The sequence below is a fragment of the Pararhizobium sp. LjRoot235 genome (genome assembly GCF_964254145.1).
GTDB lineage: Bacteria > Pseudomonadota > Alphaproteobacteria > Rhizobiales > Rhizobiaceae > Pararhizobium.
In genome coordinates this window covers 3744521-3760685 of the sequence record NZ_CAXUSP020000001.1, presented here as the reverse complement: position 1 = coordinate 3760685, position 16165 = coordinate 3744521, and the positions used below count along the sequence as shown (strand labels likewise).

Annotated in this window: 8 protein-coding genes and 1 tRNA gene; 5 read left to right on the top strand and 4 right to left on the bottom strand. The window is 59.9% G+C overall.

Annotation, left to right across the window (positions count from 1 at the left end; translation table 11 throughout):
- Positions 1 to 214: 214 nt before the first annotated feature.
- The gene (locus tag ACSQ2Z_RS18485) at positions 215 to 2077 is read right to left on the bottom strand and encodes an AsmA family protein (protein WP_436082543.1); all 1863 of its coding nucleotides are present in this window, start codon (positions 2075 to 2077) and stop codon (positions 215 to 217) included.
- Positions 2078 to 2246: 169 nt separating this feature from the next.
- Between ACSQ2Z_RS18485 and ACSQ2Z_RS18480 the strand changes: the two genes are divergently transcribed.
- Entirely contained in the window at positions 2247 to 4199 is a 1953-nt protein-coding gene (locus ACSQ2Z_RS18480) for an acetoacetate--CoA ligase (protein ID WP_436082542.1), read from the top strand.
- Positions 4200 to 4488: 289 nt separating this feature from the next.
- Here ACSQ2Z_RS18480 and ACSQ2Z_RS18475 read toward each other — a convergent pair whose 3' ends face one another.
- The gene (locus tag ACSQ2Z_RS18475) at positions 4489 to 8334 is read right to left on the bottom strand and encodes a PAS domain S-box protein (RefSeq protein ID WP_436082541.1); all 3846 of its coding nucleotides are present in this window, start codon (positions 8332 to 8334) and stop codon (positions 4489 to 4491) included.
- Between the two features lie 245 nt (positions 8335 to 8579).
- Between ACSQ2Z_RS18475 and ACSQ2Z_RS18470 the strand changes: the two genes are divergently transcribed.
- Both ACSQ2Z_RS18470 and ACSQ2Z_RS18465 read left to right on the top strand, forming a co-directional pair.
- Entirely contained in the window at positions 8580 to 9029 is a 450-nt protein-coding gene (locus ACSQ2Z_RS18470) for a phasin (RefSeq protein WP_436082540.1), read from the top strand.
- A gap of 169 nt (positions 9030 to 9198) precedes the next feature.
- Positions 9199 to 9275: transfer RNA gene (locus ACSQ2Z_RS18465), tRNA-His, on the top strand.
- 452 nt (positions 9276 to 9727) lie between these two features.
- Here the strand turns inward: ACSQ2Z_RS18465 and fabF are convergent.
- A complete protein-coding gene (fabF, locus tag ACSQ2Z_RS18460; protein WP_436082539.1) occupies positions 9728 to 11026 on the bottom strand; it encodes a beta-ketoacyl-ACP synthase II in 1299 nt (432 codons plus the stop codon).
- Positions 11027 to 11214: 188 nt separating this feature from the next.
- Positions 11215 to 11802, bottom strand: coding sequence for a TetR/AcrR family transcriptional regulator (locus tag ACSQ2Z_RS18455; RefSeq protein WP_436082538.1), 588 nt, complete (start codon positions 11800 to 11802; stop codon positions 11215 to 11217).
- Positions 11803 to 11900: 98 nt separating this feature from the next.
- Between ACSQ2Z_RS18455 and ACSQ2Z_RS18450 the strand changes: the two genes are divergently transcribed.
- Together ACSQ2Z_RS18450 and ACSQ2Z_RS18445 are read left to right on the top strand one after the other, a co-directional pair.
- Positions 11901 to 13013 (top strand): efflux RND transporter periplasmic adaptor subunit, encoded by a 1113-nt coding sequence (locus ACSQ2Z_RS18450; RefSeq protein ID WP_436083120.1) that lies wholly within the window; start codon positions 11901 to 11903, stop codon positions 13011 to 13013.
- Positions 13013 to 16123: an efflux RND transporter permease subunit gene (locus ACSQ2Z_RS18445; protein ID WP_436082537.1), complete on the top strand. Its 3111-nt coding sequence runs from the start codon at positions 13013 to 13015 to the stop codon at positions 16121 to 16123. Before ACSQ2Z_RS18450 ends, ACSQ2Z_RS18445 begins: the two co-directional genes overlap by 1 nt.
- The last annotated feature ends 42 nt before the right edge of the window (positions 16124 to 16165 follow it).

Below are 16165 nucleotides of genomic sequence, written 5' to 3'. Positions count from 1 at the left end.
CGGGCAGGATGTTTGGCAGCGCCCAGCCGGTCAAGCGCAGAAGGTAGGTCCACAGAACCGCCGGTGTGAGCCCCGCCTGCCGCAGGAGTTGTTGACGAGCGTTAGCGCGGCGCCTGTCAGCAACGATGCCAAGGCGATCTTGAACAGGGCGGCAAGAAAAAGCAGCACGGACACATCTCCTGTGGGCTGATTCGGCAGCTTATTTTAGAAGGCCCTACCGCAATGTGGATGTGATGGATAATGGCAGGGCGGGGATCGTCGCGAGTGGTGAGATGATTGCATTCGGCCAGGAGCCGCCGACAAAGAAGCGAACCGGCGGCACCGTGGCATCATCGGGCCGGATGGCGCCGGCGAGCGCCAGGCTGCCGTTGCGATAGGGAATGAGCCCCGCAAGGGACAGGGTTCGTCCCTCGCCGCGAATATCCGCCTTCGTCAGTTCGGCGACGCCTCCGCGCAGCCTTGCAGTGATTTCCGCCGTGCCAAACGCAAACGAACCGTCGCCGGCCTGGCTGATGTTGAAGAAACCACCTTCCCCCGCAAGCCGTTCGAATTCCGGTCCGTTGAAGCCTGTCAGCGCACCGTCGACTGCGGAATAGTGGATTTCTCCCGAAACGCCGCCCATCGTCATCGACTGCAGCGGTTCGGTGGTCGCAAGATCGATGCTCACGACACCGCGGCCCAGCGGCAGCGGCCCCTGCAGGCCGAGGCTCGCAGCGACAGGGGCAAGATTGGCATTCTTCAGCGAAAGTTGCAGCTGGCCACCATTGGCACCGTCTTTTGCAAGCGCGATGCGGCCACTGAGCGAGCCGCCGGAATAGGTACTGTCGCCGATATCGAGGGAGGCCCGGTCGTTGTTTGTTATGACGCCCGCGGCGATGTCGGTGAGCGTAATCGCGCCGTAGCTGGCTTCCTCAGCCGAAAGCCGGAGATCGAGATCGACCTGCTTGAGAAATGACATGTCCGGCGTGCCGGTGGCGGCGGCTGCCGGATGCGCTGGCAAGAAGGAAGCGAGAAGAGACGTTAGATCGAGCCGTTCGAAGGCAAGTGTGCCATCAATGCGCGGGCTGTGCTGCTGGCGCCAGACAACGTCGAGAACACCCGTTGCACTGGATCCGTTCACTGCGAGAGAGAGGTTGTCCATCTTCAACGTCCCGGCGGACATCGTCACGCTGGTGTCCATGGAGATGGTTCCAGTCGCTGGCGGCAGTGGCGTGGCCGCTCCATACCAACCACTCAATGTTGGAAGGGAATTCGCCGTCAGCTGCAGTTGCCCGGAGGCGAAGGGATGAGTGGAGGCGTTGCCGGTTCCATCAAAACTGAAGCTCAGCGGCGCGGCGGCGAACGATGTCTGGATTGCGCTGTTGTGCCCCGAAAGCAGCATCATCGGCTCATCGCAGACGAACGACCACTCGACCCTCTCGCCATTCATGAGAGCCGAAAGACGTGCACTGATCCCCGCAGCTGGCGATGGCCATTGGATCGAACCGGAAATATCGTTGACCCGATAGACGCCGGCGGTGATGCGGTCGGTCAGTTCGAGCGTGCCGTTTTCAATGTCGATGTCGCCAATCGGCGTGTTGCGCGGTGATGATTTCGTCTTCAACGACGCGCTGGCGATGGCGTCGGCCATCCAGCCGGCTCGACGCCAGTTGAGGCTCCCGTCGATCCTGCGCTCTATTTTGAACACCGGGTTGAGCAGGCGGAAGTCGTAGAAGACCGGCGTGCCGCGCAAGGCGGCGAGGAGATCGAACCCGGCGGCGATGGCGTCGGCTTTCGCCAGCAATTCCGGGGAGGCGGTATCGCCGCCTTCGAAGGTCACGGCGTGTAGCGTCAACACCGGGTGCGGCCAGAAGCTGATATCCGGATCGCTGGCAATGCTGGCGCGTGCCCCAGTCCAGGAGGAAAGCGCTCGCTCCATATTAAGCTTGACGCTGGCCGTTGAAACGAACAACGGCAAGGCGACCTTGAACAGCATCACGAGCGCCAGCACGCCGAAAAGCAGGAAGGCAAGCATGCGCGATAGAAGCAGCCTGCGGAGCCCTGCTTTGTTGTTGGCGATATCGAGGAATTGCTTCATTGCCGTTCGGCGCTCACACGTTCTGAAAGGCCGATGGATAGGCTTTCGCCGGGGAGAAATCAAACGATTGAAGCGGGGAAATGTCGCAACGGCCACAGTCATCATTTGAGCGGCCTGTTTATCTGGCGTCGCAGCATGATATAGAGGCTGGCTTGGGTAGGAGGAAAGCATGCAATCAGATCGCCCCCTTTGGACACCGTCCCGTGAATTCATCGACCAGACGCCGATGAAGGCGTTCATTGATTGGTGTGAACAGCGCTTTTCCAAGAGCTTTGCCGATTATGATGCATTCCATGACTGGTCGATCAGCGAGCCCGCCGATTTCTGGACGGCGGTCTGGGACCATTGCGGTGTCATCGGCGAAAAGGGCGAGCGGGCGCTGATCCATGGCGATCGCATGTTGGAAGCCCGGTTTTTTCCCGACGCGACGCTCAATTTCGCGGAAAACCTGTTGCGGAATACGGGAAGCGGAGACGCACTGGTCTTCCGGGGCGAGGACAAGGCGCAATCGCGCATGTCCTTTGATGAACTGCGGGCGTTGGTGTCCCGGCTGCAACAGGCCTTGAAGGCCGCGGGCATCGGCAAGGGTGATCGCGTTGCCGCAATGATGCCCAACATGCCCGAGACCATCGCACTGATGCTCGCCAGTGCCTCCATCGGAGCGATCTGGTCGTCCTGTTCCCCCGATTTCGGCGAACAGGGCGTGCTCGATCGTTTCGGTCAGATCGAGCCCAAGCTGTTCATCGCCTGCGACGGTTACTGGTATGCCGGCAAGCTGCAGGACGTTTCCACGAAGGTTCAGGCCGTCACGAAGAAACTCGGCGTGCCTGCCCTGATCATTCCCTATGCCGGCAATGCGGATGCGCTCGCAGCATCGATCGAGAACGGCAAAGCCCTCTCTGCCTTCATCGCAGCCTTTGCCGAAAAGCCTCTCGAATTCATGGCGCTGCCCTTCTCGCATCCGCTTTACATTCTCTTTTCCTCCGGCACGACCGGCGTTCCGAAATGCATTGTCCATTCGGCCGGCGGCACGCTGCTGCAGCATCTGAAGGAGCACCGCTTCCATTGCGGCTTGAAAGAGGGTGAGAAGCTCTTCTACTTCACCACCTGCGGCTGGATGATGTGGAACTGGCTGGTGTCCGGTCTCGCCTCGGGCGCGACGCTCTGCCTTTTCGATGGCTCGCCGTTCCATCCAGATGGCAACGTGCTGTTCGACTATGCCCGTGATGAGAAGTTCGCCATCTTCGGCACCTCGGCGAAATATATCGACGCCGTGCGCAAGGGCGGCTTTACGCCGGTCTCGACGCATGATCTCTCGTCGCTGCGCCTGATGACATCAACCGGCTCGCCGTTGTCGCCGGAAGGTTTTTCCTTCGTCTATGAAGGCATCAAGCCTGATATCCAACTGGCCTCCATCTCCGGCGGTACCGATATTGTTTCCTGTTTCGTGCTCGGCAACCCGCTTAAACCCGTCTGGCGCGGCGAAATCCAGGGACCGGGTCTCGGCCTTGCCATGGATGTCTGGAACGACGACGGTCAGCCAGTCCGCCAGGAGAAGGGCGAACTCGTCTGCACCAAGCCATTCCCCTCCATGCCGGTGATGTTCTGGAACGATCCGCAGGGCGTTAAATACAAGGCGGCCTATTTCGAGCGCTTCGACAACGTGTGGTGCCACGGCGATTTCGCCGAATGGACCGAGCATGGCGGCATCATCATTCATGGCCGTTCGGACGCGACGCTCAATCCGGGCGGCGTGCGCATCGGCACGGCGGAAATCTACAATCAGGTCGAGCAGATGGAGGATATCGCCGAGGCGATCTGCATCGGCCAGGAATGGGAAGACGATGTTCGCGTCATCCTGTTCGTGCGCCTGGCAAAGGGCAGGGAACTGACCGACGGACTCGTCAAGGCGATCAAGACCAAGATCCGCACAGGCGCCTCGCCTCGCCACGTGCCGGCGAAAATCATCGCCGTTGCCGACATCCCGCGCACGAAATCGGGCAAGATCGTCGAGCTTGCGGTGCGCGAAGTGGTGCATGGACGGCCGGTCAAGAACAAGGAGGCGCTTGCCAATCCGGAAGCGCTTGACCTCTACGCGAACCTTCCGGAACTGCGGAGTTGACCGGCTCCGTTAAGGATTTCGGACCCGCCGAATTAACCAAGGCTTACGTCTTTGCCGCGAATGCCTAAAATTTGCGGATGTGGCGGAAAGGTTTTGTTTACAAATTGCAGCGAATGTTGTCCTCAACTTGAGGTTACCCGATGTCAGAGTTTCTTTCGGCAGCGATGCCGGCGCGGACAATGGCATCACTACTTCTCGAGCACCTGTTTAGCATTCAAATTATCGAGGCAGCTTTTCAGCTGCCTCTTTTTTTATCTGCTATTCTAGAGGCTTGAGCGTCTGCGGCCGGCTAATTTGCGAGCACCCGCTGCGACGGGAAGGAAATCTCCACAAGCGTGCCTTCGTTCGGTGCCGAACTGATCGAGAACTGGGCCCTGTTGGCTTCCGCCATGGCCTTGGTCAGCGGCAGGCCGAGGCCGGTGCCGTCGCCGCGCTTGCGAGCGCCGGTCGTCACCTGCCGGAAGGGCTTCATCGCCTGCTCGAGCTCCGTGCGGGTCATGCCGACGCCGGTATCGCGGATGCGCAGGATGACGCTTCCATTGGCCTCGTAGGCCGTCGAGACGACGATCTGGCCGCCCGACGGCGTGAAGCGGATGGCGTTCGACAGGATATTGAGGGCAATCTGCTTGATCGAGCGGTTGTCGGCAACCACGTTCGGTACCGAACCCGACAGTGATGTGCGAATGATCACGCGCTGGCTGTTGGCCTGCGGCTGCACCAGCGACACGGCTTCCGAGACCGCATCATTGATCTCGACAGCGGTGAACTCCAGATCCATCTCGCCGGCTTCGATCTTCGAAATATCGAGCAGGTCGTTGACGATGTCGAGCACATGGCGACCGGAGCGGCCGATGTCGCTGGCATATTCGATGTAGCGGGGATTGCCGATCGGGCCGAAATGCTCGCTCGCCATCATGTCGGAAAAACCGATGATCGCGTTCAGCGGCGTGCGGATCTCATGGCTGACGCGGGCAAGAAAATCGCTCTTGTGGGCATTCGCCGTTTCGGCGGCGCGCTTGGCATTGCGCAGTTCCTCTTCCGTCCGCTTCCATTGGGTAATGTCGCGGATGACGGCGCAGAAGCCGTTGGAGGAGGAAAGGCGCCCCATCGTCATGAACAGCGGGATGAAACCACCGGATGCTTCACGGCCAATCACTTCGCGGCCATCATTCAGTACGCTGGCGACACCATGGCCGGAAAGGCCAGAGAGATAGTCGAGCACGGCCTTCTGGCTCTCATGGGCAAACAGCATGGCAAAGGGCTTGCCGCGGATTTCGCCCTCATCATAGTTGAACAACGCGCTCGCCGAGCGGTTCAGTGAGCGGATTTCTCCGTCGGCGCCGACAACGACAACGCCGTCCGTCGCCGTTTCGAGGATCGAGTGCAATTCCTCGGTCTCCATGCGCAGCGCCTGGATTTCCGGGTTATTTTCTGCCTCCGGTGCCGTGTCTGCCGGCGAGGGTTCGGTTGCGACTGGTGTTGACGGCGCATGCACCGCCGAAAGCGCTATCATCAGGGCGCTCTTGCCTTCCCAGCGGATCGATTGTAATCGCGCCGTCACAGGAACCAGATTGCCGTCATTGCGGATGACCATCAAGGCGCCGTCCGGCATGTCGAGGAGGCCATCCTCATCGCCGGCGAAGAGAGCATCGATCCCACCTTCTTCCCGCAATTCGTCCAGGCTGGAATAGCCGGTGAGCTTGAGGAACTCGGAATTGGCATGGAACAGATCGTCGCCGCTGTGAACGAGAAGGGCAATCGGGAGATTATCGAGCAGTTCCGCCGTCAGGCTGCTGTTGCTGCTGGCGCGCGGCGGCACGATTGCGGCAAGCGCGTCGGGCAGGGCGGTCTCGGTGGCCGGGGTCGCCGCGCCATCGATATCAACAAGAGCATCCGTGCCGGTGCCGTCAGCCCCCACTTGTGCTGTCTCGGCAACCGCATCGGCGATCATAGGCTCGTCGGCGACGGGTTTGTCAGTTGCCGGCCTATCTTCGTTCGCGCGCTTTTCGAAGGCTCCGCCCAACTGACGCGCGATCTCGAGGAACGCGGCTTGCTCGCTGCGGCTTAAAGCCTCGGTACCCGGTGGCCGGTGGCTGTTGAGCTCAATCACTTTGTCGGACGCGCGGCGCCTCGGCGTCTCGACCAGCTTCAACGCCGGACGCTCACCACGGAATGGATCTTCTGGCGGAAGCTCTGCTGCAGGCTGCTCGTCTTCCAGCCCGGCAAACAGGTCTTCCTCGTCGGATTCTTTCGGTTCGGCTTCGCCAGCAAGATCAGCGGTAGATTGCGCGGGGTCAGCAGTTTCAACACCGTCGTCGGTGCCGTCGCCCGCGATCCCGTCATCCACGATGGTTTCGTCCAGGGCCAAGCCGTTAACCGCGCCTCCCTGATCGCCGCGACCATCGTCCACGTCCGCCGCATTAACGGTTCCACCGTCAATTTCTGCGGGTGCGTTCTCGTCGATGGAGGAAGCCACCGGCTCGCCGAATGTCAGGCCGATCGCCTGTTCGTCCTCGATCGCATCGGCCACGCGCACGATGCCGAAACCCCGAAAGCCGTCGAATTCGCGATTGCGCGAATAGGTCGGAAGGGCCGCCAAATCGACCGGAACCTGCAGGCTGGTCCCTTCGACCGGCCACAAAATGGTCTTGCCAGACCAGGTATCGCGCCGCTTCAGCAATTCGCCGATCGTGTTGCGGGGATCGAGATGGTACCGAGCCGCCAGCTCGGTGAAGCGCTGGCCGCCGACATTGGCGGATTTCGGCCCGACTGCGGTCGCGAACTCCTCGGAAATTTCACTGAAACGTCCGTCGGAATCGATCTTCCAGACGAAACGCACGGCCCGGCTGTTCGGCTCGAAGACGAAACCCTGCGCCGCACCGTCTGCACTGGGCTCGTCGTGAAATGCCTTTTCCGATGCATTTTCGACCGGCGCTATGGCAGCTTCCTCGTCCAGAGATGCTTCTTCCGGAGCGGCCGCAACCGGCGCAACGGCAGGCGAAGCCGCCTCCTCGTCCGGCGTGTCCTGCTCCGTCTCATTCAACGGTTTATCCGCGACTGTCACGCCCTTTTGTTCGGTAAGGTCCTCGGCCCCTGCGGCGATGGCTTCGCCGACCTCGGCGAGGTCGTCTTGTTCCATCGCGGCGGCGGGGGGCAAGTTCGGCTGCGGTTCGGCATCGGTGTCGTCTGCTTGTGCAATGTCGCGAGGTGCTACGTCACCGTCGATGGAAGGCTGTTCGGTCTCATCGGCAGAAACCAGCGTATCTGCGAGGGCATCGTCTTCCGCTTCCAGCAGATCATCGGCCGACGCTTCCATTTCCGCCGGGATTTCCTCGATCGCTTCAATCTCGTCGATAACATCGTCCGGCAGGCTTGCTGCCGAAAGAAGCGGTGCGGCTGCGGCGGATGGTGCGGGCGCTTCCTCGGCTTCCTCGATTTCGCGGAAATCCGCGCCCGCATCGAGATTGCCGAGAATAGTCTCGACGGCGAAAAGCAGGTGCAGGGGAGGGTTTTCAGACAGTTTGCCGATCGCCGCCGGCAGATGGCCTTTGCCGGTCGGGACCGGGCGCTTGACCAGCCAGTCGCTGTCGCGGCCAACGGCGGAGACCAGCGTCCGGCAGGTCTGCGGCGTCATGGAAAGAGCGTCGAAGCCGGGGGAGGCGGCAAGAAGCGAACCTTCGCCATCGAGGACCGCCATATGCGTATCGGGATCGTCGAAGCCGGAGATCATTCGGGCGGCGCGTTCTTCCGCTGACAGCGGCTTGCCGGTGCGCGGGGCTGCGAAAAGGATTGCGGTTTCGCCCGGCCGCACGGTGATCATCTCCACCGCAGCGTTGACGGAAAGGCGCTGGAAGCCCGAGGCAATGCGCATCAGGAAGGACCGTTTGTCGCCGCTGCGTTCGAGCTGCCGGGCCGCCGTTTCCATCTGGCGGTAGGCGGCATCGTTGCGGTTGGCGCCGTTGTCGATGAAGTCATAGATCGACGGCTGGCCGAACAGGAAAGCGCCCTCGCCATTCGACCACAGCACCCGGCTCATGTCCGGCGAAAACAAGACGGCCGCGTCGCCCCTGGCAAAATGCTCCCGCACCCGCTCGTGAACGGCGATGTCGATGAAGGGATACGATTTTGCGGGCATCGGCTGACCTGGTTTAAAACCGTCACGCGGACGGGATTGTTAACAGTGTATTAATACCTGCCGCGGCGGCAGGGGTCTAGCTTGCAGGCGGCAGGCCACATGCCTTTCGGCGCGAAAGGTTAATGTCCGTCAGTTTTGATTTGTGCGATGCACAAATATATTGCATTGCACAACGAAATCGCCTATATAGACATCATCTCAACGCGGGTGCCTCAGGAGAGGGCCCAAACCAAGGAGCGCATATCATGGCTACCAAGAAAACAGACGATGCCTTTTCGCTGGCTGCATTCGACCCGACCAAGGTGACCGAAACCTTCCGCGATTTCGCGGAAAAGGGTGCCGCCCAGTCGAAGGAAGCCTATGTGAAGGTGAAGACCGCCGCCGAGGACGCGACGAAGACCGTTGAAGCAACGCTCGAAAGCGCCCAGTCCGGCACGGTCGAACTCGGCCTCAAGGCGATCGAAGCCCTGCGCACCAATGCCGAGAACTCGCTCTCGCATCTGGAATCGCTGCTCGGCGTCAAGTCCGTTTCCGAATTCTTCGAACTGCAGACCGCCTTCCTCCGCAAGCAGGCCGAGCTTGCCGTCGAGCAGGCCAAGTCGATGCAGGAAGCCACCCGCAAGGTTGCCGAGAACGTCGCGAAGCCCGGCAAGGACGCCGCCGAGAAGGTCATCTCCGGCTTCAAGAAAAACTGATTTGGCCGGCGCCGGTTAGCCGGTTGAGCCCCCATCACGGAAACCGGGTGACCCGTTCACCCGGTTTTTTCACATCAAACGGCAAGTTATGTCTTGCAAAAAATACGCACTGCCCGTATTTGACCCGGAAAGCGGCACCGGACGATGGTTCGTGTGTCTGTCTTAATGTGCGGTTGTAGCTCAGTTGGTTAGAGCGCAGGTTTGTGGCACCTGAGGTCGGAGGTTCGAGACCCCCCAACCGTACCATTTTCTTCTTCGGAAAATCAGTACCTTAAGAAACTCTAGGGAAGCCACAAAGCCCTAGTTTTACATCCCCTCCGACGAGCGATACCGTCACCATACCAATCGCCGTAGCCCCGATAAAGCCTGCGTTTGTCCACAGAATTGGTTTCGAACTGATTCCCGGATAGGGCCGACGGTATGATACCGAGCCGATCTCAGCATGGTCATCTGCAAGATTCGAGAGTGCGCCGCGATTTGCACGGCGCGCCGGCACCAAGACTTCTATCCCGCGCGGCCGGAATCGTTCAGCCTCAATGCCAGCTTCAGGAAGTCTGAGGTAGGTTTGCTGGTCCAACCTGCTGCGATCTTTGGCGTTAGCTCATGATGTTTTGCGGAGGTAACCATTGTAGGTCATAGCGGCCCGACCTCCTTAGCAGCGGCACAATCTGACATTGTTGTGGGCGCGAAAATTAGCATCAGCTAACGGAGGGTGAGCGACCAGCGCCCCCTTCTGTCCAGCGCCGGAAGAGTGCGCTGGCATTGACCCCGCCAAAACCGAAGCCATTCGATATGGCGTATTCAGCGTCTACGTGTCGCGCTTCGTTCGCGACGAAATCGATACCGGCGGCTTCCGGATCCGGAGCATTCAGGTTCAAGGTCGGTGGTGCGATCTGGTTGCTGAGCGCCAAAATCGTGAAGATAGCTTCCAGCCCTCCGGCCGCGCCGAGCAGGTGTCCCGTTGCTGACTTCGTCCCGCTGACTGCAACGGTCTTGTCGGAACCGAACACACTCTTGATAGCCCTGATTTCACCGAGATCGCCGACCGGCGTCGAGGTCGCGTGTGCGTTCAGATGACCGATCTCAAGCGGAGCGATACCAGCCTGCGCGATGGCGATTTCCATGGCTCTGCGCGCGCCGTTTCCGTCTTCGGGACCGGAGGTGATGTGATGGGCGTCGGCTGTCGTACCGTATCCGACCAGTTCGGCAAGCGGCGTGGCACCGCGAGCAAACGCATGGCTCAACGCTTCGATGACCAACACACCCGCTCCCTCGCCCATGACGAACCCGTCGCGCGACATATCGAAGGGACGCGATGCCCGGCTCGGCGTTTCGTTGAAGCCGGTCGACAGCGACCGCGCGGCGGCAAAGCCACCGAGACTGACGATATTCATGCAGGCTTCTGTTCCGCCGCAGATAGCAATGTCGGCTTCATTGGATCGGATAAGCCTGGCGGCATCGCCGATCGCCTGAACACCGGCAGCGCACGCAGTTACCGGTGCGCCGAGGGGGCCTTTGAAGCCATAGCGGATCGAGACTTGTCCCGCTGCGAGGTTGACGAGAAACGACGGCACGGTGAAGGGCGAAAGACGACGGACACCGCGTTGATCGACGGTGCGAACCGCTTCGGTTATCGCTGGAAAGCCGCCGATGCCCGAAGCGATGATTGTCGCGGTTCGCAGCCGGTCATCATTGGAAATTGGCTTCCAGCTCGCCTGGGCGAGCGCCTCTTCAGCTGCCGCCAGTGCGAAGAGGATGAACCGGTCGACCTTGCGTTGATCCTTCGGAGCCAGGACCCTATCCGGATCGAAGCCTCCTTCGAGGTCTTCAGCGATTGAAGGGACCACTCCCCCTATTTTCGACGGGAGGTCACCGACGACATCGTCCCCCAGTCGCCGGATGCCGCTCTGACCCGCGAGGAGGCGCGACCAGGAGATACCGACATTCGCTCCAAGGGGACTTACAGCGCCCATTCCTGTTACAACGATACGACGCATCTATTTTCCACCTGTCTTCTCATTAAAAATAGGCAAGCCTCAACAGTGCCGGCCGACGATGCGGCCAGTGCCCGTTCTCAAAACATGCAGTTTGCGCAAGGGTTTAAAAGAGGCTGTTGCCCGCACATTCTGGCAGCAGCTCAACTCGGGCCCTCACCGCATCAGGTCATCGAATCCTGCGATAGCCTTCAGGCGACACCTTCACCGCGCGCAATGCGCCTGACTTCGCCAGCGGCTGCGTCGAGGATGCCTTGCGACAGATCCTCGTCCTGCATGATGCGGGATAGCATGACGGCGCCCACCATGAGAGATAGTATAGCCATTGCCTTGTGGCTGGGATTGGAACTCTTGACGCCGTCCACCAGCTCATGCAGGACCTCAAAATGAGCTCGGACCCCATCCTCAAACGGGCGCCTGACCTCCTCACTTTGCCGCGCCGCGTCCGACCCCAATGCCACCAAAGGGCAACCGTCGGCCTTTTCTCCACGATGGCCCGGTGAGAGGTAGAACTCCATGACCGCCTCAAGTGGATCAGAGCTTGTCGCTGCCGCGGTCGACCACCTGCGTGTAGCACTTTCCATTGCGCGCCTGGATGCCTGGGCGGCAAGATCGTCCTTGGACGAGAACTGCTTATAGAACCCACCTTGTGTAAGGCCGGCACCCTTCATCAGATCCTTCAGGCCAATACCATCGAAGCCATGCTCTCGAAACAGACGACTGGCGACGTTGATCACCGTTTCCCGATTTTCCTCGGCCTGTGCTCGGCTCACTCTCATATTGGTCTCCGATTAGATTTCATTTGACATCTATAGCGCAAATAGAGTTAGATCGCAATCTAAATCATCCAGGTCGCTGGTCAAGAAGAGAACTTAAAATGAAACGCAAACATGTCCTGGCTTTCGTGGGTCTCGTGGCAGCGGCGGGGGCCGCCGCCTTTCTCCTCGTTTTCGAAACCACTAAACGGGAAGCCGAGGCTGCAGACCCAAGGACTGCTTCACCACTGGTAAGGGTGGCAGAGGCGACGAAGACTGAAACGGCGGAGCGATCATTTACCGGCACGGTCGCTTCGCGGGTACAGAGCAACCTTGGGTTTCGGGTTCCGGGCAAGATCGTCCAGCGGATGGTGGATGTGGGCCAAGAGGTCAGACAAGGCCAGGCCCTGATGCGCATCGATGAAACCGATCTCCAACTCGCTCTGACAGCGAAGCGCAATACGGTTGCCGCAGCCCGTGCCGTCCTGATCCAGGCAGAGGCGGATGAGAAACGCTACGCAGCCCTGGTGAAAAACGGATTGGCTGCCACTCCACAGCGCTATGAACAGGCAAAGGCGGCTCTCGACACGGCCTCGGCACAACTTGCCGCGGCCGAAGCTGACGCCAAGGTTGCCGAAAACGCAGCCACATATACCGTCCTTGTTGCAAATTCGGATGGAACAGTTGTCGATACTCTTGGAGATTCCGGACAGGTCGTGGCTGCGGGCCAAACTGTCGTTCAACTCGCGCAGTCTGGGCCCCGTGAAGCTGTCGTCTGGCTACCTGAGACTCTGCGGCCCGACATAGGGTCCGAAGCACAGGCCAGTGTCTATGGAGGCGGCGGTCTCAGCGGAAAGGTCCGCTTGCGACAGATCTCCGATGCTGCTGATCCCCAAACACGTACTTACGAGGCACGTTATGTCCTCGATGGCGCCGCCGCATCTGCTCCGCTCGGCTCGACGGTGACGATAAAAATCCTGGACGCGGATCGGCAGTCGGAGGTCGCCGTACCAGTCGGCGCGATCCTGGACGACGGTAGCAAGACAGGCGTGTGGGTTGTCGATCGCGCCACGTCGACGGTGAACTTTTTTCCTGTCGAGATCAAACGGATCGGTGAAGAGACGGCGTTTGTCACCGGAATTGGAATCGGTGAGCAAGTTGTCGCTCTGGGCGCGCATCTACTTGAAAATGGCGCGGCAGTCAGGACCTCAGTGCAGGACGAGGTGACAAAGTAATGAGCTTCAATCTTTCCGCCATCGCGGTTCGCGAACGCGCCGTTACCTTATTCTTTATCGTTCTGCTGGCCGCTGCGGGCGTCTACGCCTTCGTCAAGCTGGGACGCGCCGAAGATCCCTCCTTCACTATCAAAACTATGACGGTCACTTCAGTCTGGCCGGGTGCCACAGCGCGTGAAATGCAGGATCTTGTCGCCGAGCCCCTTGAGAAGCGCATTCAGGAACTCACCTGGTACGACCGTGTCGAAACAACGACGCGGCCAGGCTATGCCTTCCTCACCGTGACACTGAAGGATAATACTCCGGCGAGCGCCGTCGCAGAAGAGTTCTATCAGGCTCGCAAAAAGCTCGGCGACGAAACCCGAAATCTCCCGCCCGGCGTCATGGGCCCCTTTGTCAATGATGAATACTCCGATGTGAGCTTCGGCCTTTACGCACTGAAGGCGAAGGGGATGCCGATGCGCGACCTGGTGCGACAAGCGGAGGTCATCCGTCAGGATCTCCTGCATGTGCCGGGGGTCAAAAAAATCAACATTCTCGGAGAACGCCCCGAACAGATCTTCGTCGAATTTTCCTATGCCAAGCTGGCAACGCTCGGAATATCGGCCCAGGATATCGCCGCAGCCTTGCAAAGACAGAACACGGTCACGCCGGCAGGCTCGATAGACACGCGTGGGCCACAGGTCTTCATCCGTTTCGACGGCGCTTATAACAGCGTGCAGGCAATCGCCGATACGCCGATCGTGGCGGGCGGACGGACGCTAAAGCTCTCCGATCTGGCGGAGGTGCGGCGCGGTTATCAGGATCCCGCAACCTACATCATCCGCCATCAGGGCGAGCCGACAGTCATGCTGGGTGCAGTGATGCAATCGGGTTGGAATGGCCTTGAGCTCGGCAAGGCGCTTGAGGCGCGTTCCGCCGCGATTGCTGAGACACTGCCGCTGGGCATGACGCTTGCCAAAGTCAGCGATCAAGCCGTCAACATCGACGAGGCGGTCGGTGAATTCATGCTCAAGTTCGCCATGGCGCTCGGTGTTGTGCTGTTCGTCAGTTTGGTCGCACTGGGGTGGCGCGTCGGCATCGTGGTTGCGCTTGCTGTGCCGCTGACGCTGGCCGTCGTCTTCCTCATCATGCTGGAAACCGGCCGGTTCTTCGATCGCATCACGCTCGGCGCGTTGATCCTTGCGCTGGGCCTTCTCGTCGACGACGCCATCATCGCGATCGAGGTGATGGTGGTGAAGATGGAGGAGGGCATGGACCGCGTTAAGGCGGCCGCTTATGCCTGGAGCCATACTGCGGCGCCGATGCTGTCCGGCACACTCGTGACAATCATTGGGCTGATGCCCGTTGGCTTTGCAAGATCGACTGCAGGTGAATACGCTGGCAACATTTTCTGGGTCGTGGGCTTCGCGCTGATCGTTTCCTGGTTTGTTGCGGTGATCTTTACGCCGTACCTCGGTGTGAAGATGCTGCCTGACATCAAACCGGTCGAGGGCGGACACCACGCCATCTATGATACGCCGAACTACCGTCGCCTGCGCTCGCTCATCGAGTTTGCGGTTCGCCATAAATTCATGACCTGCGCCGTGGTCGGCATCACGATGGCTGTCTCGGTCGTCGGGATGGGAGGCGTAAAACAACAGTTCTTCCCAACGTCGGATCGGCCCGAGGTGTTGGTCGAAGTTCGCATGCCTGAGGGCACGAGCATCGAAACCACGACAGCCGCAGTGGAGAAAGTCGAAGACTGGCTGCAAACCCAGCCGGAAACCAAAATCGTCACCAGCTATGTAGGGCAGGGTGCGCCGCGCTTCTTCTTCGCCATGGCGCCCGAATTGCCCGACCCTGCCTTCGCCAAAGTCGTTGTGCTGACGCCCGATGCCCATGCTCGCGAGGCATTGAAGCACCGCCTTCGTGCCGCCGTTTCGGATGGGCTTGTTCCCGAGGCGTCCGTGCGCGTAACGCAGCTAGTATTCGGGCCGTACACACCTTTCCCGGTCGAGTTTCGGATCATGGGACCGGATCAGGACGAACTCTACAAGATTTCCGAGCAGGCCCTGGCAATTATGAAAGGTGTGCCCGATGTCCGGCAGGCCAACCGGGATTGGGGTAACCGCACCCCGGTGCTACGCTTCGTCCCCGATCAGGGGCGGCTCAATCTGATCGGTCTGTCACCCTCGGAAGCAGCCCAGCAGATGCAGTTGCTGCTGAGCGGCATCCCAGTCACCCAGGTGCGCGACAACATCCGTAATGTCCCTGTCGTCGCACGAAGTGCTGGCGAAAACCGTCTCGATCCGTCACGGCTCGCCGACTTTTCGCTGATGAGCAGGAACGGCCGTCAGGTTCCACTCGATCAGATCGGGCATTCCGAGATCCGTTTTGAGGAACCGATCCTGAAACGTCGCGATCGAATGCCGGTGATCACGATACGCTCCGATATCAACGAGGCGACGCAACCACCTGAGGTTTCACAGCAGGTCATGAAGGCACTTCAGCCGCTGATCGCATCGCTTCCCGTCGGATACCGGATCGAGATGGGTGGCAATATCGAAGAGTCCCTCAAAGCCAATGTCGCACTCGTCCAGGTCTTCCCGCTTATGATCGCGGCAACGTTGATCGTCATCATCCTGCAGGTTCGCAGTCTGTCGACGATGACGATGGTGATGCTGACCGCACCCCTTGGACTTGCCGGAGTGGTACCAACGTTGCTCCTGTTCAATCAGCCCTTCGGCTTCAATGCCATTCTCGGGTTGATTGGATTGGCGGGTATCCTCATGCGCAACACGCTGATCCTGACAGAGCAAATCAAGGAAAATCAGGCGGCCGGTCTCGATGACTATCACGCTGTGATCGAGGCGACTGTGCAGCGGACACGCCCTGTCATCCTGACCGCGCTCGCAGCGGTCCTGGCCTTCATACCGTTGACCCACTCGGTGTTTTGGGGATCGATGGCCTACACCCTGATTGGCGGAACGGCGGCGGGCACAGTCATGATCCTCCTCTTCCTGCCCGCGCTGTACGCTGTGTGGTTCCGGATCAAGCCAACGGAGGAAGGCAACCATGTAGAAACGATTGAAGAACTGGAACCGCCGAGGGCAATGGCTGCCGAGTAGGGTATCTCGTCTGCAAGACATCCCTCCGGCATTTCAAAGATT